The organism is Ruegeria sp. D7 (assembly GCF_056534355.1).
In genome coordinates, this window is the sequence record NZ_JBQFPG010000003.1 from 1 (window position 1) to 25,506 (window position 25,506).

The window sequence follows — 25,506 nt, forward strand, 5'->3', positions numbered from 1 at the left end:
CGGCGGACGCTGTACCTGCTCGGGCGCCATAGCGGGCCCTATGGTGGAGTTCGATTTGCGGACGTTCTACTTGCGCGATCTGACCTTTACAGGCTCGACCGTCATCGACCCCGAAGTAATGCAAAATCTTGTACGTTATATCGAAGCGGGCGAAGTAAAACCGGCCCTGGCCGCAACCTACCCTCTAAGCCAATTGCATGAGGCACAAACCGCCTTCATCGCGAAGAAACACACCGGAAACATCGTGGTGATCCCATGACGTTGGATGATGTTTTATTGGCTGCCAGGCGATTGCATCAGAACCACCCGGGTTTGGCGGGTTTTGGGGGTTGGCCAACAGATTTATCCAGAACGGACTTACAGCCCGCACAAATTCCGGCAACCCGGCTTGTCAGCAAATTTGGTCTGAGCGGTACGCCCGAAACACAGGCATTGGTTACGGCCATTGCAGCAACTGCTGAGCAGGCGCACTGGAAACTGACCTATTCCGAATCCGAGGTCGGTGCGGATTTCTTGTCCCGATACGGGTATTACGAATTGTTCGGACCCAGCGGGCATTTCCATTCGACCCAACTACGCGGTTATGTCGCCTATTGGGGCGCAGGTCTGCAGTATGACTGGCACAGCCATCAGGCTGAAGAGCTATACCTGACGCTCGCTGGAGAAGCCTGTTTTAAGGTTGAAGGGAATGCACAGCTTGTCGGGCCGGGCCAGACCCGCCAGCATGAAAGTTGGCAAAGCCACGCCATGACTACAAGCGATCATTCAATCCTGACCTTTGTCTTGTGGCGGGGCGATGGAATGGATGATCTGCCCCGGATGGATGCCGCATGACATACTGCGTCGAGGTGAAGCCAAAATGAAAATTACCGGGATTTCTGTCTTTCAAATCGACCTGCCTTTGGAGCATCCATACTGGCTGTCAGGCGGGCGATTGAAGTTTGAGAAGCTGGATGCGACGCTGGTCAAGATTGAAACCGACAAAGGGCTTGTTGGTTGGGGCGAAGGCACGCCCTGGGGGCATACCTATGTACCCGCCCACGGCCCCGGCATACGGGCCGGGATCGAGACGATGGCACCGTTTGTTCTTGGCCTCGACCCGCGGCGAGTTCTGGATGTTGAACGCGCGATGGATCAGGCCCTACCCGGACATCTCTACGCCAAAAGCCCGATTGACATGGCGTGCTGGGACATAGCCGGTCAGGTTGCTGGTCTTCCGATTGCTGATTTGATGGGGGGAGGGTCGCGTACGCCGCGCCCAATCGCATCCTCCGTAGGAGCCAAGACAATCGAAGAAACCCGCGCCGTCATCGAACGATACCGGCAGCGCGGCTATATCGCCCATTCCGTCAAAATCGGCGGCGATGTGGCCCGTGATATCGCCCGAATCCGTGACATGGAAAGCCTGCGCAATCCCGAAGACATCATCCTCTATGACGTCAATCGCGGCTGGTCGCGGCAGCAGGCATTACGCGTGATGAGTGCGGTCGAAGACCTCAATGTCATGATCGAACAGCCTTGCGAAACACTGGATGACATTGCCGCGATCTCAGGCAAACATGCTTCGCCTGTTTCCGTTGATGAAAGCCTTGTGACCCTTCAGGACGCGACGCGCATAGCCCGCGATGGCATTGCCGAAATATTTGGCATCAAGCTCAACCGGGTCGGCGGGCTGACCAAAGCGGTCCGAATGCGCGAAGTCGCGCTGGCGCATGGGATCGACATGTTTGTAATGGCAACCGGTGGTTCTGTGCTGGCGGATACCGAAGCGCTGCATCTGGCGGCGACAATTCCGGATGTGAATTGCCATGCTGTCTGGGCCTGTCAGGACATGATCACCGTCGATATCGCCGGTGGGCGTGGGCCGAGAAACGTGGATGGCCACCTGCATCTACCCGAAACACCCGGCCTTGGCGTTCACCCAGATGAAGATGCGTTGGGTGATCCTGTGGCGATCTACCGGTAACGATACGCGCCTCTTGTGCAAGTTCGATGACGGTCATCTGCCGAGGTTGACCTTGCCGCTTCGCCATGGGAACGATGCGCGATGGCTTAGTCGAACAGGATAGCGCGATGAAGATCGAACCCTTTGGCGTCGAAATTTGGATGGATGAATGGGAAACCCGCTGCGCCTATAACCTTGCAGAGACTTGCGTCGAGAGCCTGAGTATCGCCGAGCTTTTGAAGCTTTCCGGCAAAAACTCGGATGATCTGTCTGAATTGCTTGGGATGAAGATGACCTATGGCGCGATCCGGGGCTCGGACCGGCTGCGCGATGCGATTTGTAACCTATATGACCAGCAAAAGCGTGAGAATGTCATCGTCACCCATGGCACGATCGGTGCCAACATGCTGGTCCACAAAACGCTGGTCGAGCGCGGCGACAAGGTGGTGGCCGTCGTGCCCACCTATCAGCAACACTATTCTATCCCGGCCAGCATCGGCGCGGAGGTGACGCAGATCCATTTACGGGCCGAGAACGCTTATTTGCCCGATCTTGAGGAGCTGCGCGCCGCCGTAACTCCGGGCACCAAACTGATTGCCATCAACAACCCCAACAACCCAACCGGTGCGGTGATGGATCGCGCATTCCTGCTTGAGATCGTCGAAATCGCGCGCTCCGCTGGAGCATGGTTGCTGTGTGATGAAGTCTATCGCGGTACCGGGCAAGAAGGTTCGGGCATGACGGATGCGGTTGCAGATCTTTATGAGAAAGGCATTTCAACCGCGGGCATGTCCAAGGCGTTTTCGCTGGCAGGGCTGCGACTGGGTTGGATTGCGGCCAACCCAGAATTGATCGAAGCGGTTTCGATCCATCGGGACTATGACACGATCTCGGTCGGCATGATCGACGACCATTTCGCCGCGCTTGCGCTGGAAAACCACGACAAGATTCTGGCGCGCAGCCACGCCATAACGCGCGGCAACCTCGCCATGCTGGAAGAATGGGTCGAAAGCGAGCCCAAAATCAGCTGGGTCAAACCCAAAGCAGGAACAACTGCACTTTTGCATTACGATGTCGACATGCCCACGCGCGAGTTCTGTGTGAAACTGCTGCGGGAAACCGGCGTGATGTTCACACCGGGCTCTGCCTTGGGTCTCGAAGGCTGTGTTCGGATCGGTTACGCCAATACTCCGTCGATCATTCGCGAAGGGCTGGAAAAAGTTTCCACCTTCCTTGCGAAGCTCGACTAGCGCCTCATCGACTGACCGTTGTGGAACAGATGCACCTTTTCGGGTGCCGCCGTGACCGAGACGGTTTTTCCTCGCAGATTGCGCTGAACACCAGGTAGTTTTGCAATCACGGCTTCCCGTCCATCCGGGACTGCAAAGTAAAGCAGCGTGACCTCACCCAAAGCTTCGGTGAAATCCACCAAGCCGGAATAAATTGGTGTTCCATCAGTGATATTTAAGTCCTCAGGCCGGACACCGATATTGACCTTTTTGCCTTCGTCAGCGGCATCCGTCGGGATCGATGAGATTGCCACGCCGCCATCATCCAGCGTCACAGTCGTTGTCTCTCCTGTCGCGGTAATAGTCCCGGGCAGCAGGTTCATTGCTGGTGAGCCGATGAACTGCGCAACAAACTCGTTATCTGGCGTCTCGTAGAGTTCCAGCGGCGTGCCGACCTGCGCGATCCCCTTGTTAGCCAAAACCACAATGCGGCTGGCGAGTGTCATCGCCTCGACCTGATCGTGGGTGACGTAAATCATCGTGCTGTCGGGCATCGCCTCTTTCAGGCGTGCGATCTCGATCCGCGTCGCCACGCGCAGGGCAGCGTCGAGGTTCGAAAGCGGCTCGTCGAACAAATATACTTTGGGGTCGCGCACGATGGCACGACCGATGGCAACGCGCTGGCGTTGTCCACCAGACAATGCCTTGGGCAGGCGATGCAGCAGGGGTTCGAGCTGTAGAATCTGGGCCGCGCGCTCCACGGCGGCATCAACCTCAGCACTGGGCAACTTGGCAATCTTGAGTGCGAAAGCCATGTTTTCGCGCACCGTCATATGCGGGTAAAGCGCATAGGACTGGAACACCATCGCGATGCCGCGTTGCGCAGGTGGCACATCGTTCACCACCTGCCCTTCGATCTCAAGCGTACCGCCAGTGATCTTTTCAAGGCCCGCGATCATCCTCAGCAAAGTGGATTTTCCGCAACCTGATGGGCCGACAAAGACAATCAGTTCGCCTTGCTCGATCTCGAGATCGATATGTTTCAGAACATCGACAGGACCATAGGATTTGGCCACATCCGTAAGCTTGAGTTCCGACATGGTTTACCTCTTTTCCCGAGCCAATAGACAGAATTGAGCGGCATCCAGCGTCAAGTTGCTTTCCCCGCGAACGCCGCCCAACTCCTCCCCGATCACTTGCCAGTCACCTTCTGGCAGGGTCACGTCAACCGGACAGTCACCCAGATTGAAGGCGCAGAAGACCTGCTCGGCTTCATCCTCTCGGGTGAAGGTCAATACCGAACCGACTTGTGACATCCCTGTCTGCGCGCCGGACATCAGCGCTGAGTGCGCATGACGCAATGCAATCGCATGGCGGTAGTGGTGCAGCATCGACGCTGGATCTTTTTCCAACCGATCCACCGCCCGCTCGGCCTGCGCAGCGCTGACTGGCAACCAGGGACGGCTCGTGCTGAACCCGGATTGTTCGTCCTGTGCGGCCCAGACCATCGGAGTACGGCAGCCATCGCGACCTTTGAATTCAGGCCAGAATTCAATGCCATAGGGGTCTTGCAAATCTTCGAACGCAACATCTGCCTCGGGCAGACCCAGTTCCTCACCCTGATAAAGACAGGCTGAGCCACGCAGGCACATCATCAGAACGGCGTGCTGCCGGACAGCTGCGTCGTCCAAACCCCAACGCGAAGCATGGCGTTGCACGTCGTGGTTTGAGAAGGCCCAGCATGGCCATGCATCACCCGCCTTGTCCTCAAGCTGGTCAAAAACCTGCTTTGCGTAAGCTGCCGTCAAAGCCCGCTTTTCGAGGAACTCGAAAGCATAACACATGTGCATCCGTTTGTCGCCGCTGGTGTATTCGCCCATAATCTCAAGCCCGCGCTGCGCGTCGCCGACCTCACCCAGACAGGCGCGGCCCTCGTATTCGTCAGTCAGGGCGCGCAGCCGTTCTAAGAAGGCGATATTCTCGGGCTGACTTTTGGAATAGAGGTGATCCTGATGGTTATACGGGTTCACCATCGGCGCAATTGATGAGTTCCTCTGATCCATCGGCAGGCCGGGATTGTCACGCAGCTGGGCGTCGTGGAAATAGAAATTGATGGTGTCCAGACGGAACCCGTCGACCCCCATATCCAGCCAGAAGCGCGCCACATCCAGCAGGGCATCCTGGACATCCATGCAATGGAAGTTCAAATCTGGCTGCGAAGTCAGGAAGTTGTGCAGATAATACTGCAAACGCCGCGCATCCCACTGCCAAGCCGAGCCGCCAAAGATCGAAAGCCAGTTATTCGGAGGTGTCCCATCGGGTTTGGAATCAGCCCAGACATACCAATCGGATTTCGGGTTCTCGCGGCTGGCGCGGCTTTCGTTGAACCATGGATGCTGATCTGAGGTGTGGGATAGCACCAGATCGATCATCACCTTCAGCCCGTGTGCATGGGCCTCATCTAGCAACTCTTTGAAGTCCGCCATAGTACCGAACATCGGATCGACATCGCGGTAGTCGCTGACGTCATAGCCGAAATCCTTCATCGGAGATTTGAAGAACGGCGAAATCCAGATTGCATCAACCCCCAGCGAGGCGATGTAGCCTAGCCGCTGGGTGATACCCTTTAAGTCTCCGATCCCGTCACCGTTGCTGTCCTGAAAGCTGCGCGGATAGATCTGATAGATCACCCCGCCCCGCCACCAATCTGACGCCGACTTGGTTTTTTCGAATGCTGTCGCGTTGGTCTGCACGTTCATCACACGCCCTTATTTTACGGAACCGGCAAGCAAGCCGCGAACCAGATATTTTTGCATTGCAAAGAAGACTGCCAACGGCACCGCGATTGAGACAAACGCCGCCGTGGCCAAGATTTCCCAGTTACCGCCACGCGTACCCAGCAGCTCGACGATACGGTTGGTCATTACCGTTGTTTGGCCGCTGGCATCGATCAGGAAGACTTTGGCAACCAGCAGATCGTTCCATGTCCAAAGGAACTGGAAGATCGCAAAGGATGCCAGTGCCGGAAAGCTAAGCGGCAGGATCAACTTGGTAAAAATCTGAAACTCGGTTGCGCCATCTACCCGGGCGTTCTCAATCAGGTCACGAGGCAGCCCGGCCATGTAGTTACGCAATAGGTAGATCGCCAATGGCATCCCGAACCCGGTATGAGCCATCCAGACCCCGAGGTATCCTTTACCGATCCCGATATTGAGATGCAGTTTCAGCAACGGGATCAGCGCCAGCTGCAATGGCACCACCAATAGGCCAACCACCGCAGCGATCAGCAGGGCACGCCCCGGGAAATCCATCCATGCCAGCGCGTAAGCCGCAAATGCTGCGACAAGAATCGGGATAATCGTCGCCGGGATCGTCACCGTCAGGGTATTGAAGAACGCCTTGCCCATACTGTCGGAACTGCTTTCGTTGAACAGAACATGGGCATAGTTTTCCAAGGTGAATTCAGGCGGCAGAGTAGTCGTCACAAACACGCGAGGGCCGCGCTTGCCCGAAAACTCTTCTGCGTTTTCCATCCGATAGTCACCGTTGGCCTGAACCGTGATCGTCCCGCCACGACGAAGCTCAGCCGTTTCGCCCGGAGCAAAGGCATCAATCGCACGGGAATTCACACCCCATCGCGAAATGTCCGAGGCCCGATCACCATCGAAGATATTGCCTTCGATCACATAGAGACCATCCTGCAGAACCTGCGTTTCCGGCGCAGCCGCGCGCAGAGTCAGGTTCTGTTCCGACGGGAAGAGCGCCCGCCACCAGCCGCTGCTGGAAATCTGGTCCGCCGTTCTGAATGACGAGATCAACAAACCGAGTGTTGGGAAAACCCAAAGCACCACAAGCAGCACAACCGAGGCGTGAACGACCCATCTAAGGGCTGGGCGGGTTCCTGCAATATCGCTCATAACCCCGTCCTCCTACTGCATTTCTTTGCGCGCATTGCGCACGTTCCAGATCAGGATCGGCGTCACCAGCAACATGATCACCATGGCGGATGCCGATCCCACGCCCCAGTCATTGGCGCGGAACATCTTGTCGTACATGTAATTGGCCAGAACCTGCGTCTCCCACTGGCCGTTGGTCATCGCAAAAACGATGTCAAAGACCTTGAGGACCACGATGGTGATGGTGGTCCAGACCACCATGATCGTGGTTTTGATCTGCGGCACTTTGATCTTGAAGAAAATCTGGAACGGATTGGCCCCGTCCAGAATGGCGGCCTCGATGGTCTCTTCCGGGATGCCGCGCAGCGCGGCGGACAGAATGACCATGGCAAAGCCAGTTTGTATCCAGACCAGAACGATCATCAGGAAGAAATTGTTCCAGAAAGGCAGGGTCAACCAGGTGTGCGTTTCGGTTCCACCAAAGAAGATGTAGATCGCGTTCAGGACGCCTATCTGATCCTGATCGGCCGGACGCGCATCATAGACCAGTTTCCAGATTACCGAGGCGCCAACGAAAGAAATCGCCATCGGCATAAAGATCAACGACTTGGCGACGTTACCCCAGCGGATGCGATCCGTCAGCTGCGCCACGAGCAGGCCAAATGCGGTGGACATGGCAGGTACAACAATCAGCCAAAGCATGTTGTTGCGCATCGCCTCCCAGAATTTCGGCTCGGCTACCATCTGGGTATAGTTGTCAAAACCCGCCCATTCATATCCGCCTCCGGCTACGCGATCAGTCAGAGACAGGCGCAGCGTCTCAAACACCGGATAGGCAAGATAGACCCCAAGGGCGAGGATCGCGGGAAGCAGAAACAGCCAGGGCCGGATCATATTCGCGCGGTTGATATTGCGACCCGCGTTCGGTCCACGCGCAGGGAACAGGACTTTATCCAGAAATTGGTTGGACAGGTAGAAATAGCCCACGCATCCCGACACACCGATTACGATTGTTAGCAGGCCCTGAATTGCCGGATTCATGGCGTCCTCTCCCTTGCTAGGGTTTCGGGCAACCTGATTGAAAGGTTGCCCGAAGGTTCAGCGGATTACTTGATTGCGTCCCAAGATGACTGGATTTCGCCGGTGACTTCTTCGGCGGATTTCCCGCCAGTATAGTCAACCATGCCGGTCCAGAACGTACCCGCACCCACGGCGCCCGGCATTAGGTCCGAGCCGTCGAAGCGGAAGGTGGTCGCGCCCAGTAGAATGTCACCCAGACCGCGCAGAGTATCATCCTTATAGGCTTCAGTGTTCACGCCCTTATGCGGGGTCAGGAATCCGGTTTGTGCCATCATGACTTCATGTGCAATCGGTTGCTTGAGGAACTCCATGAACGCGCTGGTCGCATCCGATGGATTGCTTACCGCCATCAGAGTACCGCCACCCAGAACCGGGTTACCCAAGTCCTTGTCTGCGAAAGACGGCATGTAAAAGAAATCTGCATCCAGGCCGAACTCGACATCTTCGGGGAAGAAAGCCGGAACGAAGGATGCCTGACGGTGCATGTAGCACTGCGGCGGCGATGAGAACATGCCTTTGGGGCTGTCGCGGAAGTCAGTCGAGGCGACAGCATCTGACCCACCCGAGACCTTGGCGTCATCACGCGCGAACCAGCCAAACTCTTCGATTGCGGCGATAACGCGCGGATCGTCAAACGGGATCTCGTTTGTCACCCACTGGTCGTAAACCTCGGGCGGCTGAGTCCGCAGCATCATGTCTTCAACCCAGTCGGTCGCCGGCCAACCGGTGGCGGCACCCGATCCCAGGCCAATGCACCACGGGGTTTCGCCATCGGCGACGATCTGCTCGGTCAGGGCCTTCAGTTCTTCCATGGTCGTCGGCACTTCGTATCCGGCATCCTCGAAGTTTTCCGGGTTATACCAGACCAGAGACTTGACGTTCACATTGTAGAAGAAGCCATACATCTGGTCATTGCCGTCGGCGTCTTTGTAAGTGCCAAGATCAACCCAGGAATCGCCAGCCGCATAATTGTCACCAACCCAGGCCGCCATATCTTCACCCAGCGGTGTCAGCTGCCCTTTGGATGCCATGATCGCCGCCAGACCAGGTTGCGGGAAGACCGCGATATTGGGGGCTGATCCTGCCTCGGCATCGATAACGATCTGCTGCTCGAAACTGTCGGAACCGGTATAGATCACATCTGCGCCAGTCGCCTCTTCGAAATAGGCAATCATGTTGTTGAAGTAACCGTCTTCCGGGGTCAGCCACGGACCAAAAATCGTGACCGTCTGACCGCTCAGATCCGGGGCGCTTTCGGCCCAGGCATTATAGCTGTCCCAGTTGAACGGCCCCTCGCCCGGCGCGAAGACCAAATCTTGTGCTTGTACCGACCCGGCCAGCAGAGCGATCGCCGCCGCACCCGAATAAAGTGCGTGTCTCATGAGTTCTCCTCCCAAAATTTTCGGCGCAAACGAGATTCGTTTTCAAAGCGCTTTGGATGCCGTACTTTATCCGCTAACATTCAGACCCTGTCAATATCTCGCCTACAAACCCCTAAAAAACTGCCATTCTAAGGCATTCTCTCGAAACATGTTGACTGAGCCAGGTTTTCACAACAAAACAAATGGGAATCAATTTGAAGGCGCTTTGAGTGAAATGAACCTAAAGCAACTCTCTGAGATCCTCGGCCTTTCACAAACGACCGTCAGCCGCGCGCTGAACGGTTACCCGGAGGTCAGCGAAGGGACGCGCATCCGGGTTCAGGCTGCTGCGAACAAGCATGGTTACCGCCCCAACAGCCGCGCCAAGGGGCTGGCGACAGGGCGGTCTATGGTCATCGGCCATGTGATTCCCACCTCGTCCCGGCACGAAATGGTCAATCCGATTTTCGGAGATTTTGTGGCAGGCGCAGCCAAAACCTATGCGGCGAACAATTATGACATGATGTTCACGCACGCGCCGGACACATCAATTGAAGAATCCTATCGCAGCCTGTTCAATCGGGGCGTCGTAGACGGCGTGGTCCTGCAAGGCCCCAAGGTACGAGAGCCGCGCATCTCGGTATTATCGCGCCTCGGCGTGCCCTTCATTGTTCATGGCCGGTCGACCTACGCCAAAGAGCCCTATGATTGGATCGATGTGAACAACCAGCGTTCATTCGAACGCGCTACTCGGTTTTTGATCGATCTGGGCCATCGGCGCATCGCCTTGATCAACGGGCTCGAGGAAATGGATTTCGCGCGTCGGCGGAGGAACGGCTATCTGTCGGCGCTCAAAGAAGCGGGGATTGCGCCTGATCCAAACCTACTGCGCAGCGCTGAGATGACCGAGATTTATGGGCATCAGACAGCCTGCGACATGCTGAAGCTCGACGACCCGCCAACAGCAATTTTGGCCTCTTCGATTATCTCTGCGGTTGGAGTCCGGCGCGCACTGGAAGAAAGCGGCCTGAAAATGGGGCGCGATATCTCGGTGATCGCTCATGATGACGAGTTGTCATACATGCGCAATGGTATGGATGTTCCAATTTTCACCGCAACGCGCTCGTCGGTCAGACACGCGGGCGAGGTGGCTGCCGAAATGCTGATCGAGCGGATCAACGCTCCGGATGACCCACCCAAAACGCGCTTGCTGGAGGCTGAACTTGTCGTCGGCAGCTCGACGGGGCCAGCCCCACAAAGGATGTGATATGAAGTACAAACGCGCAGATTTCCCGCCAGATTTTCAGTTTGGCGTGGCGACGTCGGCCTATCAGATCGAGGGACACGCCAATGGGGGCGCAGGCAAGACCCATTGGGACAGTTTCGCCGCAACTCCAGGTAACGTCGCCAATGCGGAAAACGGAGATTTGGCCTGCGATCACTATAACCGGTTCGAACAGGATCTGGATCTGATCCGGGGCGCAGGCTTCGACTGTTACCGTTTTTCAACCAGTTGGGCGCGCGTGCTGCCCGAAGGGCGCGGACCGATCAATCAGCAAGGCTTGGATTTCTATGATCGCCTGACCGATGCGCTGCTTAAACGCGGCATCAAACCCTGCGCAACGCTGTATCACTGGGAACTCCCGTCACCGCTCGCCGATCTGGGCGGTTGGCGAAACCGGGATATCGCGAATTGGTTTGCAGACTTCACCGAGATCATCATGGGCCGCATAGGCGATCGGATGTTCAGCGTCGCACCTGTCAACGAGCCTTGGTGTGTAAGCTGGCTGAGCCATTTCGAAGGCCAACATGCCCCCGGCTTGCGCGACATCCGGGCAACCGCGCGCGCGATGCATCATGTATTGCTGGCCCATGGCCGCGCAATCGAAACTATGCGCGGATTGGGCATGTCGAACCTTGGCGCAGTGTTCAACCTTGAATGGGCGGAACCTGCTGACGACAGCGATGAGGCACAGACTGCGGCGGCGCTTTACGACGGGATTTACAACCGCTTTTTCCTGGGCGGCGCTTTCAAGAAATCCTACCCTCAAAATGTTCTGGAAGGATTGGAGCCGCATCTGCCGGACAAGTGGCAGGATGATTTCGACACGATAGCTGCACCTGTCGATTGGTGTGGGCTCAATTACTATACGCGCAAGTTGATAACGCGCGCAGATACGTCTTGGCCTTCCTTCACCGACGTCCCTGGCCCCTTGCCAAAAACGCAAATGGGGTGGGAGATTGATCCGGCGGCCTTGTCCCGTTTCCTGATCCGGACCGCGCAAGAGTATACTGGAAACCTGCCTATCTACGTGACCGAAAATGGCATGGCGAGCACAGAACGTCAAAACGACGCTGACAGAATTGACTACTTGAACCAGCATCTTGCCGAAGTGTGTAAGGCCCTGGACCACGGCGTTCCGATCAAGGGATATTTCATCTGGTCCCTTCTCGACAATTACGAGTGGGCGCTGGGATATGAAAAACGGTTCGGGCTGGTCGATGTAGATTTCGAGACGCTGGAAAGAAGGCCAAAGGACTCCTACCGCGCGTTGCAGGCCGCATTGGTTCGGGATCAGTCTGGTTGACCGTCAAGCTTTGCTACTGCGGGCACACGCCGGTTCAGTTTGGCACCTTCAAATGTGGCGTTTGGCGTTCCACCGTAAGGTTCTGTGTGGCCGAGGATGACGTCAGTTCAACAAACAAGCGCTCGGCGCGCGCAAACCGTTCGAAATAGGTGAACTGAATTGAATTCACTAACGACGGCTCCTGACACTGCACCAGATAATCGGCCTGAAATTCGGTGTGATGCACGGCATTATCGCTGACTTGCCCCTCATCCTGAACGAAGACATCACCAACAAGCGCGACATTGGCCGTTGCAGTCACACACCCCGCTTCAGGCGGCACCTCAAAGATCTCAAGCGGTTTAGAAAGGTCCGAGATTGCGACGGCAACATCCGCCCTCTCATCTTCGTTCTCGGCAGTGTGTTCGAACCCAACAATATCTACGCCTGGCACTTCAAGCGTCAGGCTAAATCCGGTTTCAACGAATGAAATTGCCATATGACCCGCGCCATGAGTATGCGCTTCGATGGCGGTCTCTGCCTGCGCCATCAGCGCGGCTGGTATTAGCGCAAGAACAACGGCCGCGCGTTTCATTCTGTTCACCATTAACCAAACAAACCGTAGGGCATTTTAATACAATTGCGCCTCAGCGCAATGTTCGCCGGGTGCATCGGGCTCCCCAGATATGGTTAGTCAGAAATAGGAATAATACCCGACAATAAAACTCAGGTTGACATTGCCGACTATTTCACTAAGAAATTGCCCCGTCCAGCCCCGCTGTGCCTGCCGGGGTCCGAATCCCGCTAAGAAAGAAAAGTGTTCCACATGACCAGATTGTTCAACGCGGCCAGTGCCCTGACCTTGTGTATCGCAAGTACAGCTGTCGCCGAGGCCCCGTCCAAAGCCGATGTTCTGACCACATATTCCAACATCGCCGAAGCCAAATATGACGACAGTCTGATTGCAGCAAAGAATCTGCAAGCTGCCGTCAACGCCCTGATTGCTAGCCCATCCGATGCCACTCTGAACACCGCACGTGCCGCATGGGTCGCCGCGCGCGTGCCGTATCAGCAGACCGAGGTTTATCGCTTTGGAAACGCCATCGTCGACGATTGGGAAGGCAAGGTGAACGCATGGCCTCTGGACGAGGGCATGATAGACTATGTGGATTCCTCCTACGGCGGCCCCAGCGATGAGAACGAGTTTGCCGCGCTGAACGTCATCGCCAACCCCAGCTTTGATCTGTCTGGCGAGACCATCGACGCCAGCGAAATTACCCCTGCCCTGCTGTCGGATACGCTGCATGAGGCTGACGGGATCGAGGCGAACGTCGCCACCGGCTATCACGCCATCGAATTCCTGCTGTGGGGTCAGGACCTGAACGGCCACGGCACGGGCGCAGGAAGTCGTCCTTATACCGATTATCTAGTTGGTGACGGCTGTACAGGTGGCAACTGCGATCGCCGCGCCCAATATCTGAAAGCGGCAACCGATCTGCTGATTAGTGATCTGGAATGGATGACTGCCCAGTGGGCCGAAGATGGTGACGCACGTGCCGCTCTTGCCGCAAATGAAACTGCTGGCGTTAGTGCGATCCTAACCGGCATGGGTTCGCTGTCCTACGGCGAGCAGGCGGGTGAGCGTATGCGCCTCGGCCTGATGTTGAACGACCCCGAGGAAGAGCAGGACTGCTTCTCGGACAACACCCATAACAGCCATTACTATGACGGCCTGGGCATCCAGAATGTGTATTTGGGCAGCTATACCCGCATCGATGGCACGCCTGTTTCGGGTGCATCCCTATCGGATCTGGTGACCGCAGCCGATCCGACGCTTGATACAGAGATGAAAGCCAAGCTGGCCAACACCATGCTGGCGCTAGGCCGTATCAAATCAACCGCCGAAGCGGGTTTTGCGTATGACCAGATGCTGGAACGCGGCAATGAAGGTGGCGAAGCGCTGATTATGGGTGGCGTCAATGGACTGGTCGATCAGACCAAGACCATCGAACGCATCGTGACCGTGCTGGAGCTTGACCAGATCGATTTCGAAGGCTCGGACAGCTTGGATAACCCTGACGCGGTATTCCAATAGGCATCATGGCCGGGCGCATTTTTAGTGCTCTCGGCCTTTCTCAACATCGAGTGTGGCGTCTTGGCACTGGACGCACCCTCAATAACCTACTATTTCACTAGGAAATAGCATACCCCGACTGAGTCGCCATGATCGTTTGCCATTGCACCAACATCTCTGACCACGATATCCGAGCGGCGATCGATTGGATGCGCACGGCAGACCCACAGACCATCATCACTCCCGGCAAGATCTATCATGCCCTCGGCAAGTCAGCGGATTGCGGCGGATGTATGCCGCTTTTCCTAGACACAATGCGCGCAGACGATAATCTTAAAGTCCCCATGCAGCTTCGGTCATTACGATCCGAAGTATCACAGGAGAAAGCACATGAAGGGCGATCCCAAGGTCATAGAATACCTCAACAAATCACTGCGGCATGAACTGACGGCGGTCAGCCAGTACTGGCTACATTACCGCCTGCAAGAGGATTGGGGGCTTGGCCATATGGCCAAGAAAAGCCGTGAGGAATCCATTGAGGAGATGGGCCATGCAGACAAGCTGATCGAGCGGATCATCTTTCTGGAGGGCCACCCCAACCTGCAGAAACTTGACCCACTCCGCATCGGGCAGACCCCGAAAGAAACACTGGAATGCGATCTAGCCGCCGAACAAGACGCGCGGGCGCTTTATGTCGAAGCGCGGGAATACTGCCGCGAGGCCAGCGACTATGTGTCCATGGGCCTGTTCGAAGAATTAATCAGCGACGAAGAAGGACATATCGACTTCCTCGAAACGCAGCTCGACCTTTATGAAAGGATTGGCGAAGCCAATTATGCGCAACTTAACGCATCCAAGATGGACGAAGGCGAGTAAGCTTGCCCTTGCATCGGTGGCCGCACTCACGGCCACCTCTTCCCAAGCCACCGAGCTGCGGGACCCTCATCTAAATTTCCTTCCAAGAACTGCCGAAGAACGCGCCCGGATCGACGCTGTCACAGCAACGCCGGACGACTTCAGTGTGCCGCAACGGTTCGAAGAACTGTCCGCTGGTGCTGCGACCGTGCGGGCGCGCACTGTTGCGGACGCGTTTTCTCAGCCCTCCGCCAATTTAAGCTTCGAACAGGAGCTGGACTTCAAAGTCGGCAACGGGTTGTTCAAAAAGATCTGGGTCTCGTCTCCGTCGTCCACTCTGGCTTCGGACGGTTTGGGTCCGCTATACAACGCCCGCTCGTGTCAGCGCTGTCACATCAAGGACGGGCGCGGTCATACGCCTAACGGCCCGGATGACAATGCCGTCTCGATGTTCCTGAGAGTTTCGGTTCCCGGCAAGCCAGAGGGCGCGCCTGCTGAGATCGAAGACTATATCGCCACCCTGCCTGATCCGAGTTATGGCACTCAACTGCAGGATTTCGCTCTGGCAGGCCATCCCGCAGAATACCGGCTGGACATCACGTATGAGGAAGTCCCCGTCGCGCTGTCCGACAGCGAAACGGCCTCGCTCCGCCGCCCCAGCTATAAGGCCGCCGATTTAGGCTATGGCCCGCTGCACCCGGACGCGATGCTTAGCCCTCGAGTTGCGCCGCAGATGATCGGACTGGGGTTGCTGGAATCAATTCCGGTTGAGGACTTGCTGGCCAAAGCCGATCCTGATGACGAAGATGGCGATGGTATCTCGGGCCGTCCGAACATCGTATGGTCGACGGAATTCGGCGAACCAATGATGGGCCGCTTTGGTCACAAGGCCGGGATGCCCACGGTGATGGAGCAATCGGCGGCGGCCTTCGCAGGTGACATCGGCATATCAAGTCCGCTTTACCCCGCGCCGTACGGCGATTGCACCGAATTGCAGGCCAACTGCATTGATGCACCGCACGGAGACAATGATGCGCGGGGATTCGAGATTGACGCAATTGGCATGGACCTCGTCGCCTTCTACAGCCGCAATCTCGGTGTTCCGGCGCGCCGAGACACCGATGACCCTGAAGTGCTGCGCGGGAAAGAAGTGTTTCTTGCCTCGGGCTGCGCATCCTGCCACACGCCTGCTTATGTCACCCACAGGATGCCCGATAGGCCCGAACAGAGCTTCCAGCTTATCTGGCCCTATACCGACCTGCTGTTGCACGACATGGGCGAGGGTCTGGCCGACAACCGCCCCGAGGCCCGCGCAACGGGCCGCGAATGGCGCACGCCGCCTTTGTGGGGCATCGGCCTGACACAGCGCGTCTCGGGCCACACCCAATTCCTGCACGATGGTCGCGCGCGATCCCTGCTTGAAGCCATCCTTTGGCACGGTGGCGAGGCGCAGGCCGCCCGTGACATGGTAGTTTCAATGCCAAAAGCCGACCGCGACGCTCTGATCCGCTTTCTTGGGAGCCTCTGACCCATGCGTAGCCTTACTTTCGCCGCCGCCCTGCTAGTGCCCTTGGGCGCCTTTGCTCAGGATCGTGCTCCGATTTTGATGGATGTGACCGAAACGCATATTCTACCGCGCTTTGCAGAGCTGGCTGACGCAACCGGTGCTTTGTCGACCACAGCCCAAACAGATTGCGAACCGGAGTCAGACGACCTGCGCGCTGATTACGCCACGGCATTCAATAGCTGGATTTCGGCCAGCCATTTACGTTTTGGGCCGTCCGAGGCTGACGATCGCGCTTTTGCACTGGCTTTCTGGCCAGATACCAAAGGATTCACACCCAAAACCCTGTCCCGACACATCGCCAGTGAAGACACTGCCGTCGACGACCCCGATGCCTTTGCCGAAACCTCAATCGCCGGGCGCGGCTTTTTTGCATTGGAACGAATGCTCTTTGATCCAGCGATGACAGAACAAGGAAGCGCCGACTATCGTTGCGCGCTTATCCGCGCCATCACCACTGATATCAACCGAAATGCCGTCGCGATCAACGCGGACTGGCAAAGCTACGCACCACGACTGACGCAGCCGGGGGACAACAGCCCCTATCGCTCGGGCGATGAGGCGATGCAGGAGCTGTTCAAGGCGCTTACAACGGGGCTAGAGTTCACAGCCGACACACGCATTGGACGCCCTTTAGGAACGTTCGAGCGTCCGCGCCCGAACCGTGCTGAAGCGCGGCGGTCCAAGCGGTCGTTGCATCATGTCACGCTGTCTCTGATCGCCCTGCGTGACTTGGCCGCCCGTCTGTCCTTTGACCACCCCGAGATTGCTGTAGATCTGAATGCCGGTTTCGCGCGGGCCATCGACCGGGCTCAATCACTGGACGACCCCGCCCTCGCCGGTGTTGCGACACCGCAAGGTCGCGTCCGCATCGAAGCGCTGCAGCAATCGATCAACGACATTCGCGAGATCGCCGCGACCGAGCTTGGCCCGACGCTCGGCATCAGCGCCGGATTCAACTCACTGGATGGGGATTGACCATTGACGAACCGCCGCGAATTTCTTGCAGGCCTTGGTGCCGCCAGTCTTGCTTCGGTGCCGGGCTGGGCGTCCGTCGGCGCGCCCCGCTATCTGGCCGCTGCCTTATTCCCAGATGGTAGCTACCGCCTGTCCGGCCTGGATAACTCGGGCGCAGTTTTGTTCGCTATACCGCTACCCGCGCGCGGGCACGCCGCCGCGGCCCATCCGTTCAAAGCCCAAGCGGTCGCCTTTGCCCGCCGCCCCGGGACCTTTGCAATTGTAATTGATTGTACAGATGGTTCTGTCCTAAAGCGGCTGGAGGCACCCAATGGCCGCCACTTCTACGGGCATGGTGCATTCTCGGCTGATGGAACACAGTTTTTCACAACCGAAAACGACTATGAGGCCGCAGAAGGTGTGGTTGGCGTCTGGGACGCGATCAGCTTCGCACGGCTGGGAGAGTTCTCGTCAGGTGGGATAGGCCCCCACGACATGCGCTTGCTGCCCGGTGGCGACATACTGGTCATCGCCAATGGCGGCATCGAGACACACCCCGACAGCGGTCGGACCAAGCTAAATCTGCCAACGATGCAGCCCAACCTGAGCTATCTCGACATTTCGGGTTCGATATTGGAGCAAGTAGAGCTACCCCGCGCGCTGCACAAAAACTCGATCCGCCATCTTGCGGTGCGTGACGATGGTCTAGTGGGTTTTGCAATGCAATGGCAAGGCAGCCAGACCAAGTACCCTGCCCTTCTGGGGCTTCACCAAAGGGGCGAAAAGCCTCGCCTTTTGTCAGCGCCCGAAACGCAGCAAAGAGAGTTGCAAGGGTATGCTGGCAGCATTGCCTTTTCCACCGATAGCCAATCGGTTGCGATCACCTGTCCGCGAGGCGATGCATTGCACCGCTTCGACGTAAATAGCGGAACATTCATCGAAGCTTTAGTGTTCGAAGATGTTTGCGGTTTAGGCGCCGGCAAGGCTGGGTTGGCGTTTACCACCGGAACCGGTGCATTTGGCACTCTGACGACCACCGGCGCCGAAATCACCGCGCGGTCGGATTGCCAGTGGGACAACCACCTGATCCCGATCCGTGCATACGGCTAGAATTCGGCGGCGAACCCTCTCACAGTTTACACTTGGACGAATCAAACTGCTGCCGTATTGGCAGGCGCTAAACCAGCACACCCAAGTTAAGGACTGATCTGATTGAAACAGACGCCCGACGCACCGCATTCCATCTACGGGGTTGAGAAATGGGGCCATGGCCTCATTGAGGTGACAGAAAGGGGCGAGATAGCTCTGCGCAATCCGATGGCCCCCGAGGCCGAGGCAATCAGCCTGCCGGGTATCCTCAGCGATCTGGACGACCGGGGGATCAAAGCCCCGATGGTCTTGCGTGTTGCGTCTTATCTAGAGCATGAAATCGCGCACCTGAACGAGAGCTTTGCCGAGGCAATCGCGCGCGTAAACTATAAGGGCCACTATCGCGGTGTTTTTCCGATCAAGGTGAACCAACAGGCGCAGGTGGTCGACCGGATCGTCGAGTTCGGAAAGAAATACAATTATGGCCTTGAAGCAGGATCAAAACCTGAACTGGTGGTGGCCCTGGCCCATCGCCTGGCCCCCGAAGCGCTGATCGTCTGCAATGGCGTCAAGGATGCTGAATTCATCCAATTGGCGATCCTGTCTCGCAAGATCGGGTTCAACACCGTCATCGTGCTGGAAAGCCCAAAAGAGGCCAATACCGTCATCGAGGTCTATAACCAACTGGGGATCGAGCCCCTGATAGGCGTTCGGGTCAAATTGACCAATCAGATCAGCGGCAAATGGGAAGAAAGTTCGGGCGACCGTTCCGCCTTTGGAATGAACACCGACCAGCTTGTTGCCACCGTGGACAAGCTGAAAGCGGCGGGATTGCTGCACTGCCTCAAGCTGCAACATTCGCATCTGGGTTCACAGGTGCAAGACGTTAACGATGTGCGCCGCGCTGTTGGCGAGGCATGCCGGTATTACACCGAACTCTCGCGTGAAGGTGTACCACTCAGCTACCTGGATCTCGGCGGCGGTATGGGGGTGGATTACACGGGCGAAAAAAAGGCCGCGGAAAACTCGATCAACTACACGGTCGAGGAATATTGCGCCAACGTAGTCGAAACCGTGGCTTACGCCATGGACGAGGCTGAAATCGACCACCCCACACTGATCACCGAAAGCGGCCGTGCGGTGGTTGCGACGTCGTCCATGCTGGTCTTCAACGTGTTGGAAAGCACACTCTACGACGCCCCGGACGGACCAATGGCCGAGCCCGATGACCACCACATGATTTCGGACCTCGCCGCAGTACACGGCTATCTCAGCAAGGATCGGCTGCAGGAATGCTGGAACGACGCAACCTTCTATCGCAATGAATTGCGCGCGCTTTTCAGACGCGGGTATGTCGACCTGCGCCAGATGGCCCGGGCCGAGCGCATCTACCTGTCCCTTATGGCCCGTCTCAAGGCCTTGGCGGCAAGTGATGATCTGGACACGGAAGTGGATGACCAGCTTGAGAAGGTCGCGGACATCTACCATTGCAACTTCTCGCTGTTCCAATCCCTCCCCGATGTCTGGGCCATCGACCAATTGCACCCGATCGTGCCGTTGCAAAGCCTGAATGAAACACCAGACCGACGCGCGGTCCTGTCCGACATCACCTGCGACAGCGACGGAAAGATCGACCGATTCATACTGGCCGACGGCGTGTCCCCCAGCCTGCCAGTGCATTCGCTGCCCGATGAAGGCGAGTATTTCATGGGCGTCTTCTTCGTTGGCGCCTATCAGGAAACACTTGGCGACCTGCACAATCTGTTCGGCGACACCAATGTTGTCACCATCGACCTGCGCACCGACGGTGGCTTCGACTTGCTGCATGAACAAGAGGGCGACACTATTTCTCAAGTCTTGTCTTATGTGGAATTCGACCCGCAAGACTGTGTCGCCGCGTTCCGCAAAATGGTGGACGAGGCGATTTCGACCGGTACTCTGCAAGCCAAGGACCGAAAAACCCTGATGAGCGCCTATCGCGACTCGATCAACGGCTACACCTATTACGAATAACCCCTTGAGAGGAGACTATCCCATGGGCAAAACACTGGTTGTCGGCGCGGGCGGCGTGTCCCACGCAGCCGTGCACAAAATGGCGATGAATTCGGACATCTTTACCGAGATCACGCTGGCCAGCCGAACCAAGTCAAAATGCGATGCCATCGCCAAAGCCGTGAAAGAACGTGTCGGTGTAGACATCACGACTGCCGAGTTGGACGCGTACAAGGTTGAAGACACAGTCAAACTGATCAAAGAAACGGGTGCAGAGATCCTCGTAAACTTGGCCCTGCCGTATCAGGATCTGGTTTTAATGGACGCGTGTCTTGAGGCCGGCATCCACTACCTCGACACCGCGAACTATGAGCCCGAGGACGAAGCCAAGTTCGAATACCATTGGCAATGGGCCTATCAAGAACGGTTCAAAGAGGCTGGTTTGACTGCCATCCTCGGCTCGGGCTTCGATCCGGGTGTGACCAGCGTCTTCGCCAAATGGCTGAAGAAGCACAAGTTGGATACGATCCGTCAGATCGATGTGCTGGACGCGAATGGCGGCAGCAACGATCAAGAATTCGCCACCAACTTCAACCCGGAAATCAACCTGCGCGAAGTGCTGGCCGAGGTGCGCCATTGGGAAAACGGCGCATGGCAACACAGCCCGGCGATGACCCACAAGGTTGAGTTCGACTTCCCCGCCATCGGCCCCAAGAACATGTACCTGATGTATCACGAGGAACTGGAGTCGCTCAGCACCCATTTCCCCGAGATTGAGCGCGCCCGCTTCTGGATGACCTTCGGCGACGCCTACATCACCCACGCCAAGGTGCTGGAAAACGTCGGTATGACTCGCATTGACCCGGTGATGCATGACGGCAAGGAAATCATCCCGATTCAGTTCCTGAAAACCCTGCTGCCCGATCCCGGCGATCTGGGCGCGGAGACCAAGGGCAAAGCCTGCATCGGTGACATCGCCACAGGTCAGGCCAAGGACGGCTCGGGCGAAAAGACCTATTATATCTACAACATCTGCGATCACGAGGAATGCTACCGTGAGGTCGGCAGCCAAGCCGTCAGCTACACCACCGGCGTCCCCGCCATGATCGGTGCGGCGCAGGTGCTTAAAGGCAATTGGCGCGAACCGGGCGTGTGGAACATGGAGCAACTCGACCCTGACAACTTCATGGACATGCTGAACGAACATGGTTTGCCGTGGCAGGTCCACGAACTCGACGGCCCGGTTAACTTCTAAATCCTCGCCCGGCGGCAACGCCGGACAGCGCCCGACCGTCCCCATGGGCGGGCGCTTCGCACCCACCCGCGGTCAGGCACTGCCCTCCGCACTGTCCGGAGATAACCTCTTGTCCGACATGATGACTACACAAGCCGGAGATGCAGGAGCTTTCCGCAGGTTTGATCTAAACCGCATACCTACCCCCTGCTTCGTGGTCGATGAAAAAGCTGTCGAACGAAATCTGAACATCCTTGCCGATATCGGCACCCGCTCCGGCGCTCACATTCTCAGCGCCCTCAAGGCGTTTTCGATGTTCTCGCTGGCCCCGCTTGTACGCCAATACCTCGGCGGCACTTGCGCGTCCGGCATCTATGAGGCGCGGCTGGGGCGCGAGGAATATGGCGGCGAGGTCGCAACCTTCTGCGCCGGATATAAAGACGCGGACATGGACGAAATCCTGTCGCTATCGGACCACATCATCTTCAACTCACCCGCGCAAAAGGACCGCTTTCTGGCAAAAGCCCAAGCCGCCGGCGTACAGGTCGGTCTGCGCATCAATCCGGAACATTCCGAAGGCGAAATCCCCAAATACGACCCTTGCGCGCCCTGCTCGCGTCTGGGCACGCCGGTCAGCCAATTGACCGCCGAGACTATGAGTGGCGTGGACGGGCTGCACATGCACACGCTCTGCGAACAGGGGTTCGAGCCGTTGCTGCGGACTTGGGACGCGGTTGAGCCAAAACTCAAACCGTACCTTGGCCAACTCAAATGGCTGAACTTCGGCGGCGGGCATCATATCACCCGTGATGACTATGACCGCGACGGGCTGGTCGCCTTCATCAAATCCATCCGTGAGACACACGGTATCGACGTCTATCTGGAACCCGGTGAGGCGGTGGCCCTGGATGCGGGCATTCTGGTTGGCGAAATCCTCGACTTGCCGACCAACGGTATGACCCTTGCGATCACCGATATCTCGGCCACCTGCCATATGCCGGACGTCATCGAAGCCCCCTATCGCCCCGCCCTCATGGATGAGGCCGAGGCAGGCCATACCTATCGCCTGGGCGGCCCCTCCTGCCTCGCGGGCGACGTGATCGGTGACTACACATGGGACAAACCACTGGAAATCGGCCAGCGCTTCGCCTTCCTCGATCAGGCGCATTATTCGATGGTCAAAACTAACACCTTCAACGGAGTTCCGCTGCCGACTATAGCGCTGTGGAACAGCGAAACGGACGAACTGAAAATCATCAAACAGTTCGGCTATGACGACTTTAAAGGCCGCCTCTCATGAGTATTTTCCTCGACAGTGAACTGTCCGCATCCGAGCGCACTGAGGACGCGCGGTTCCGTGTGATCCCGGTGCCGCTGGAACGCACTGTATCTTACGGGGCGGGCACCGCCAAAGGCCCGGACGCAATTATCGAAGCCAGTAATGAACTGGAACGCATCACTGGCCACGCCGAGCCCTGCGTCGAGGGGATCTTCACCGAAGAACCCGTTGACTGCGATGCAGCGTTGCCAGAGATAATGGAACGCCTAGCCCAACGCACGGAAGCGGCCGTTCGCGCCGGCAAAATCCCGGTGACGCTAGGTGGCGAGCATTCACTTAGCTACGGCGCAGTGTTGGGTGTTGCCCGCGCTCTAAACCAACCGATTGGTATCGTGCAAATCGACGCCCATGCTGATCTGCGCAACGCTTATCAGGGCGAGAAACATTCTCACGCCTCAGTCATGCATCTTCTTGCCGAAGAAGGTATCCGTCTGGCGCAATTCGGCGTTCGCGCCTTTTCGACCGAAGAGGCCGAAAGCCGCCTGAAAAATCACGTGTTTCATGTAGACGCCGAAGAACTGGTTACCGGCAACATCCACTCGGTTGATCTGCCCAAGGATTTTCCCGAACTGGTGTACGTCAGCTTTGACGTTGATGGGCTGGACCCGGCAATCATGCCCGCCACTGGAACACCCGTCCCAGGCGGGCTGGGATATTATCAAGCCCTGCGCCTGGTGGAACACGCCCTGAAGGGCCGAAAATGTGTGGGTTTCGACGTCGTCGAACTGGCCCCGAACGGCAATGCCGCCTGGGATTTTACCGCCGCCCAGATCGTCTATCGCCTGATGGCCGCCTGTTAAGCCTCGGCGGTCTCATTCAGTTCCATGTGCCCTTCGCCCTTGTTCAGAACGCGGCGTAGCATGGGTTCGAAGAACTCCAGCGATTTGGTCGGATAATCCGGGTCGAACGCCTTCTGATCATATTCATGACAAAAATAGCGGCAGTCCTCCCAATACGGGCTGTCGCGATATTTGTCGCGGGCATTCCGATCACCACCTAGATGATGATTGTAGTAGTAGCCCTGAAACACGCAGTGGTGCTTGAGAATCCAGTGTGTCTTCTCACTGACATAAGGCTTCATCATCGCGGCGGACAGTTCCCCGTGATTATAAGGCGACAAGATATCGCCGGTGTCATGGATCAGGGCAGCCACAACCAACTCTTCATCAGCGCCGTCCTCATACGCTCGTGTCGCGGCCTGCAGGCTGTGCTGATAGCGATTCACCGGATACGGCGTCCATTCTTCATCCAGTGAACGAATGGCGTCCAGTATGCGATCCGGCAAAGCAGCGTTGTAGCTCTCTTCATACTCCATGACCGCATCCCAGTCGGCCTTGGTCGCCTCTTCAAAACTGGTCCAGGTGGGTTTGTGGCTCTTGTCCAGCATCGCGCGAATCCTTTGGCTACGTTCGTCAAATCACTTTAAAGCGGCAGATATAGGCAAAAAAATGAATTGATTTTATCAATACGATCAAAAAATACTTTCAATATGCAAACCAAATCTCTGGAAACATTTTTAAGCGTAGCCGAAACCGGTGGGTTTCACTCAGCGGCCCGTAAGTTGAATGTAACCCAAACCGCAGTCAGCGCCCGGATCAGGGCCCTGGAAGACGCAACAGGCAAACCGCTGTTTTCGCGCGGGGCAGGCGGAACGGTATTGACCGAGTACGGTCGCCAATTCAAACCCTATGCTGAACAGATGCTGTCGCTGTGGTCGTTCGCAGCCAACGACCTGCCTGAACAGATTCAAAATCGGTTGGCACTGCGTCTGGGTGCCCAACTGAGCGTGTGGGATCCGTTACTGGTGGACCTTGCTGTTCGCTTTGAACAACGGTTTGGACAATTGCTTTTAACCCTGAATTACGACCATGATTTGGATATGGTCGACGCCGTTGCTACCCACGTACTTGACGCCGCGCTGACCCATGAAAAACCTGCGGACCGGCGCGTGGTATTCCACGAACTTGCGCCCGAACGGCTGTCTTTGGTTCAAAGCAGGAAGGATGCGAACACCGACGCTGAACGGGTATTTGTCAACATAGAACTGGGCGAGACCTACCGGGATCATGTCCGTTCCACAGCGCGTCTCGCGACAGGGCAAACTATCTTTCTGGGTAATTGCTTGATGGCTTTGCGCTATCTCCTACAGCGTGGCGGGTATGGGTATTTCCCGGACTATGTCATCACTCAGCATCTGAACTCAGGCGAGCTGTTGCGCGAGAAAGATGCGCGCGACTTAATGCTACCGCTGTATTTGGTGGTCCGTTCGGACAGTCAAGAAGTTGAAAACATCCTGCAGTGCCTGGAGGAACTTCGCCGCTGAC

25 protein-coding genes are annotated in these 25,506 nt (G+C 56.9%); 17 read left to right on the forward strand and 8 right to left on the reverse strand.

What is annotated here, in order from left to right; translation table 11 throughout:
- From ACRZ9U_RS04935 to ACRZ9U_RS04950, 4 genes are all read left to right on the forward strand, one after another.
- On the forward strand, positions 1-259 hold a 259-nt coding region (locus ACRZ9U_RS04935), incomplete at its 5' end, for a zinc-binding dehydrogenase (RefSeq protein WP_480901338.1).
- Positions 256-834: a dimethylsulfonioproprionate lyase family protein gene (locus tag ACRZ9U_RS04940; protein ID WP_170402162.1), complete on the forward strand. Its 579-nt coding sequence runs from the start codon at positions 256-258 to the stop codon at positions 832-834. The genes ACRZ9U_RS04935 and ACRZ9U_RS04940, both read left to right, overlap by 4 nt.
- A 25-nt stretch (positions 835-859) precedes the next feature.
- Positions 860-1,966, forward strand: coding sequence for an enolase C-terminal domain-like protein (locus ACRZ9U_RS04945; protein WP_170402896.1), 1,107 nt, complete (start codon positions 860-862; stop codon positions 1,964-1,966).
- 107 nt (positions 1,967-2,073) lie between these two features.
- Positions 2,074-3,195 (forward strand): aminotransferase, encoded by a 1,122-nt coding sequence (locus ACRZ9U_RS04950; protein WP_170402165.1) that lies wholly within the window; start codon positions 2,074-2,076, stop codon positions 3,193-3,195.
- Here ACRZ9U_RS04950 and ACRZ9U_RS04955 read toward each other — a convergent pair.
- The 5 genes from ACRZ9U_RS04955 to ACRZ9U_RS04975 form a co-directional block, all read right to left on the reverse strand.
- Positions 3,192-4,274, reverse strand: a complete 1,083-nt coding sequence (locus tag ACRZ9U_RS04955) for a sn-glycerol-3-phosphate ABC transporter ATP-binding protein UgpC (RefSeq protein ID WP_170402167.1) — start codon at positions 4,272-4,274, stop codon at positions 3,192-3,194. The genes ACRZ9U_RS04950 and ACRZ9U_RS04955 overlap by 4 nt on opposite strands.
- 3 nt (positions 4,275-4,277) lie before the next feature.
- Entirely contained in the window at positions 4,278-5,933 is a 1,656-nt protein-coding gene (locus ACRZ9U_RS04960) for an alpha-glucosidase (RefSeq protein ID WP_170402170.1), read from the reverse strand.
- Between the two features lie 9 nt (positions 5,934-5,942).
- Positions 5,943-7,091 carry a carbohydrate ABC transporter permease gene (locus ACRZ9U_RS04965; RefSeq protein ID WP_170392558.1) on the reverse strand — a complete coding sequence of 383 codons (1,149 nt, stop codon included), beginning with the start codon at positions 7,089-7,091 and terminating at the stop codon, positions 5,943-5,945.
- A gap of 12 nt (positions 7,092-7,103) precedes the next feature.
- Positions 7,104-8,111, reverse strand: a complete 1,008-nt coding sequence (locus tag ACRZ9U_RS04970) for a carbohydrate ABC transporter permease (protein ID WP_170402173.1) — start codon at positions 8,109-8,111, stop codon at positions 7,104-7,106.
- Positions 8,112-8,176: 65 nt separating this feature from the next.
- On the reverse strand, positions 8,177-9,532 hold the full coding sequence (locus tag ACRZ9U_RS04975) for an ABC transporter substrate-binding protein (RefSeq protein ID WP_170402176.1): 1,356 nt from the start codon (positions 9,530-9,532) through the stop codon (positions 8,177-8,179).
- Between the two features lie 214 nt (positions 9,533-9,746).
- Between ACRZ9U_RS04975 and ACRZ9U_RS04980 the strand changes: the two genes are divergently transcribed.
- Together ACRZ9U_RS04980 and ACRZ9U_RS04985 are read left to right on the forward strand one after the other, a co-directional pair.
- Positions 9,747-10,778, forward strand: a complete 1,032-nt coding sequence (locus ACRZ9U_RS04980; protein WP_170402179.1) for a substrate-binding domain-containing protein — start codon at positions 9,747-9,749, stop codon at positions 10,776-10,778.
- A gap of 1 nt (position 10,779) precedes the next feature.
- Positions 10,780-12,099, forward strand: coding sequence for a GH1 family beta-glucosidase (locus tag ACRZ9U_RS04985; RefSeq protein WP_170402182.1), 1,320 nt, complete (start codon positions 10,780-10,782; stop codon positions 12,097-12,099).
- 34 nt (positions 12,100-12,133) lie between these two features.
- Here the strand turns inward: ACRZ9U_RS04985 and ACRZ9U_RS04990 are convergent, their stop codons facing one another.
- Positions 12,134-12,673 (reverse strand): ZrgA family zinc uptake protein, encoded by a 540-nt coding sequence (locus ACRZ9U_RS04990; RefSeq protein WP_170402185.1) that lies wholly within the window; start codon positions 12,671-12,673, stop codon positions 12,134-12,136.
- Positions 12,674-12,904: 231 nt separating this feature from the next.
- Here ACRZ9U_RS04990 and ACRZ9U_RS04995 point away from each other — a divergent pair, with 231 nt between their 5' ends.
- On the forward strand, positions 12,905-14,173 hold the full coding sequence (locus ACRZ9U_RS04995) for an imelysin family protein (protein ID WP_170392564.1): 1,269 nt from the start codon (positions 12,905-12,907) through the stop codon (positions 14,171-14,173).
- 89 nt (positions 14,174-14,262) lie between these two features.
- Here the strand turns inward: ACRZ9U_RS04995 and ACRZ9U_RS05000 are convergent, their stop codons facing one another.
- Positions 14,263-14,412, reverse strand: coding sequence for a hypothetical protein (locus ACRZ9U_RS05000; protein ID WP_480887202.1), 150 nt, complete (start codon positions 14,410-14,412; stop codon positions 14,263-14,265).
- On the opposite strand from ACRZ9U_RS05000, the gene ACRZ9U_RS05005 reads away from it, so the two are divergent.
- The 9 genes from ACRZ9U_RS05005 to speB all read left to right on the forward strand — a co-directional run bounded on the left by ACRZ9U_RS05005 (position 14,362) and on the right by speB (position 23,982).
- Positions 14,362-14,595 (forward strand): (2Fe-2S)-binding protein, encoded by a 234-nt coding sequence (locus ACRZ9U_RS05005; protein WP_480735683.1) that lies wholly within the window; start codon positions 14,362-14,364, stop codon positions 14,593-14,595. The genes ACRZ9U_RS05000 and ACRZ9U_RS05005 overlap by 51 nt on opposite strands.
- On the forward strand, positions 14,543-15,028 hold the full coding sequence (gene bfr / locus ACRZ9U_RS05010) for a bacterioferritin (RefSeq protein WP_170402188.1): 486 nt from the start codon (positions 14,543-14,545) through the stop codon (positions 15,026-15,028). The genes ACRZ9U_RS05005 and bfr overlap by 53 nt, the downstream gene beginning before the upstream one ends.
- A 16-nt stretch (positions 15,029-15,044) precedes the next feature.
- Positions 15,045-16,535: a di-heme oxidoreductase family protein gene (locus ACRZ9U_RS05015; protein WP_480901342.1), complete on the forward strand. Its 1,491-nt coding sequence runs from the start codon at positions 15,045-15,047 to the stop codon at positions 16,533-16,535.
- A 3-nt stretch (positions 16,536-16,538) separates the two neighbouring features.
- A complete protein-coding gene (locus ACRZ9U_RS05020) occupies positions 16,539-17,549 on the forward strand; it encodes an imelysin family protein (RefSeq protein WP_170402193.1) in 1,011 nt (336 codons plus the stop codon).
- Between the two features lie 3 nt (positions 17,550-17,552).
- Positions 17,553-18,638 carry a DUF1513 domain-containing protein gene (locus tag ACRZ9U_RS05025; RefSeq protein ID WP_170402196.1) on the forward strand — a complete coding sequence of 362 codons (1,086 nt, stop codon included), beginning with the start codon at positions 17,553-17,555 and terminating at the stop codon, positions 18,636-18,638.
- Between the two features lie 102 nt (positions 18,639-18,740).
- The gene (gene speA / locus ACRZ9U_RS05030) at positions 18,741-20,630 is read left to right on the forward strand and encodes a biosynthetic arginine decarboxylase (protein WP_170402198.1); all 1,890 of its coding nucleotides are present in this window, start codon (positions 18,741-18,743) and stop codon (positions 20,628-20,630) included.
- Between the two features lie 22 nt (positions 20,631-20,652).
- Positions 20,653-21,864: a saccharopine dehydrogenase family protein gene (locus ACRZ9U_RS05035; RefSeq protein ID WP_170735755.1), complete on the forward strand. Its 1,212-nt coding sequence runs from the start codon at positions 20,653-20,655 to the stop codon at positions 21,862-21,864.
- A gap of 109 nt (positions 21,865-21,973) precedes the next feature.
- Positions 21,974-23,143, forward strand: coding sequence for a carboxynorspermidine decarboxylase (gene nspC / locus ACRZ9U_RS05040; RefSeq protein ID WP_170402899.1), 1,170 nt, complete (start codon positions 21,974-21,976; stop codon positions 23,141-23,143).
- Positions 23,140-23,982 (forward strand): agmatinase, encoded by an 843-nt coding sequence (gene speB, locus ACRZ9U_RS05045; RefSeq protein WP_170402203.1) that lies wholly within the window; start codon positions 23,140-23,142, stop codon positions 23,980-23,982. The genes nspC and speB overlap by 4 nt, the downstream gene beginning before the upstream one ends.
- Here the strand turns inward: speB and ACRZ9U_RS05050 are convergent.
- Positions 23,979-24,569 carry an HD domain-containing protein gene (locus tag ACRZ9U_RS05050; protein ID WP_170402206.1) on the reverse strand — a complete coding sequence of 197 codons (591 nt, stop codon included), beginning with the start codon at positions 24,567-24,569 and terminating at the stop codon, positions 23,979-23,981. The two genes, speB and ACRZ9U_RS05050, sit on opposite strands and share 4 nt — an antisense overlap.
- Positions 24,570-24,671: 102 nt before the next feature.
- Between ACRZ9U_RS05050 and ACRZ9U_RS05055 the strand changes: the two genes are divergently transcribed.
- Positions 24,672-25,505 carry a LysR family transcriptional regulator gene (locus tag ACRZ9U_RS05055; protein ID WP_170402209.1) on the forward strand — a complete coding sequence of 278 codons (834 nt, stop codon included), beginning with the start codon at positions 24,672-24,674 and terminating at the stop codon, positions 25,503-25,505.
- Position 25,506 lies beyond the last annotated feature (1 nt).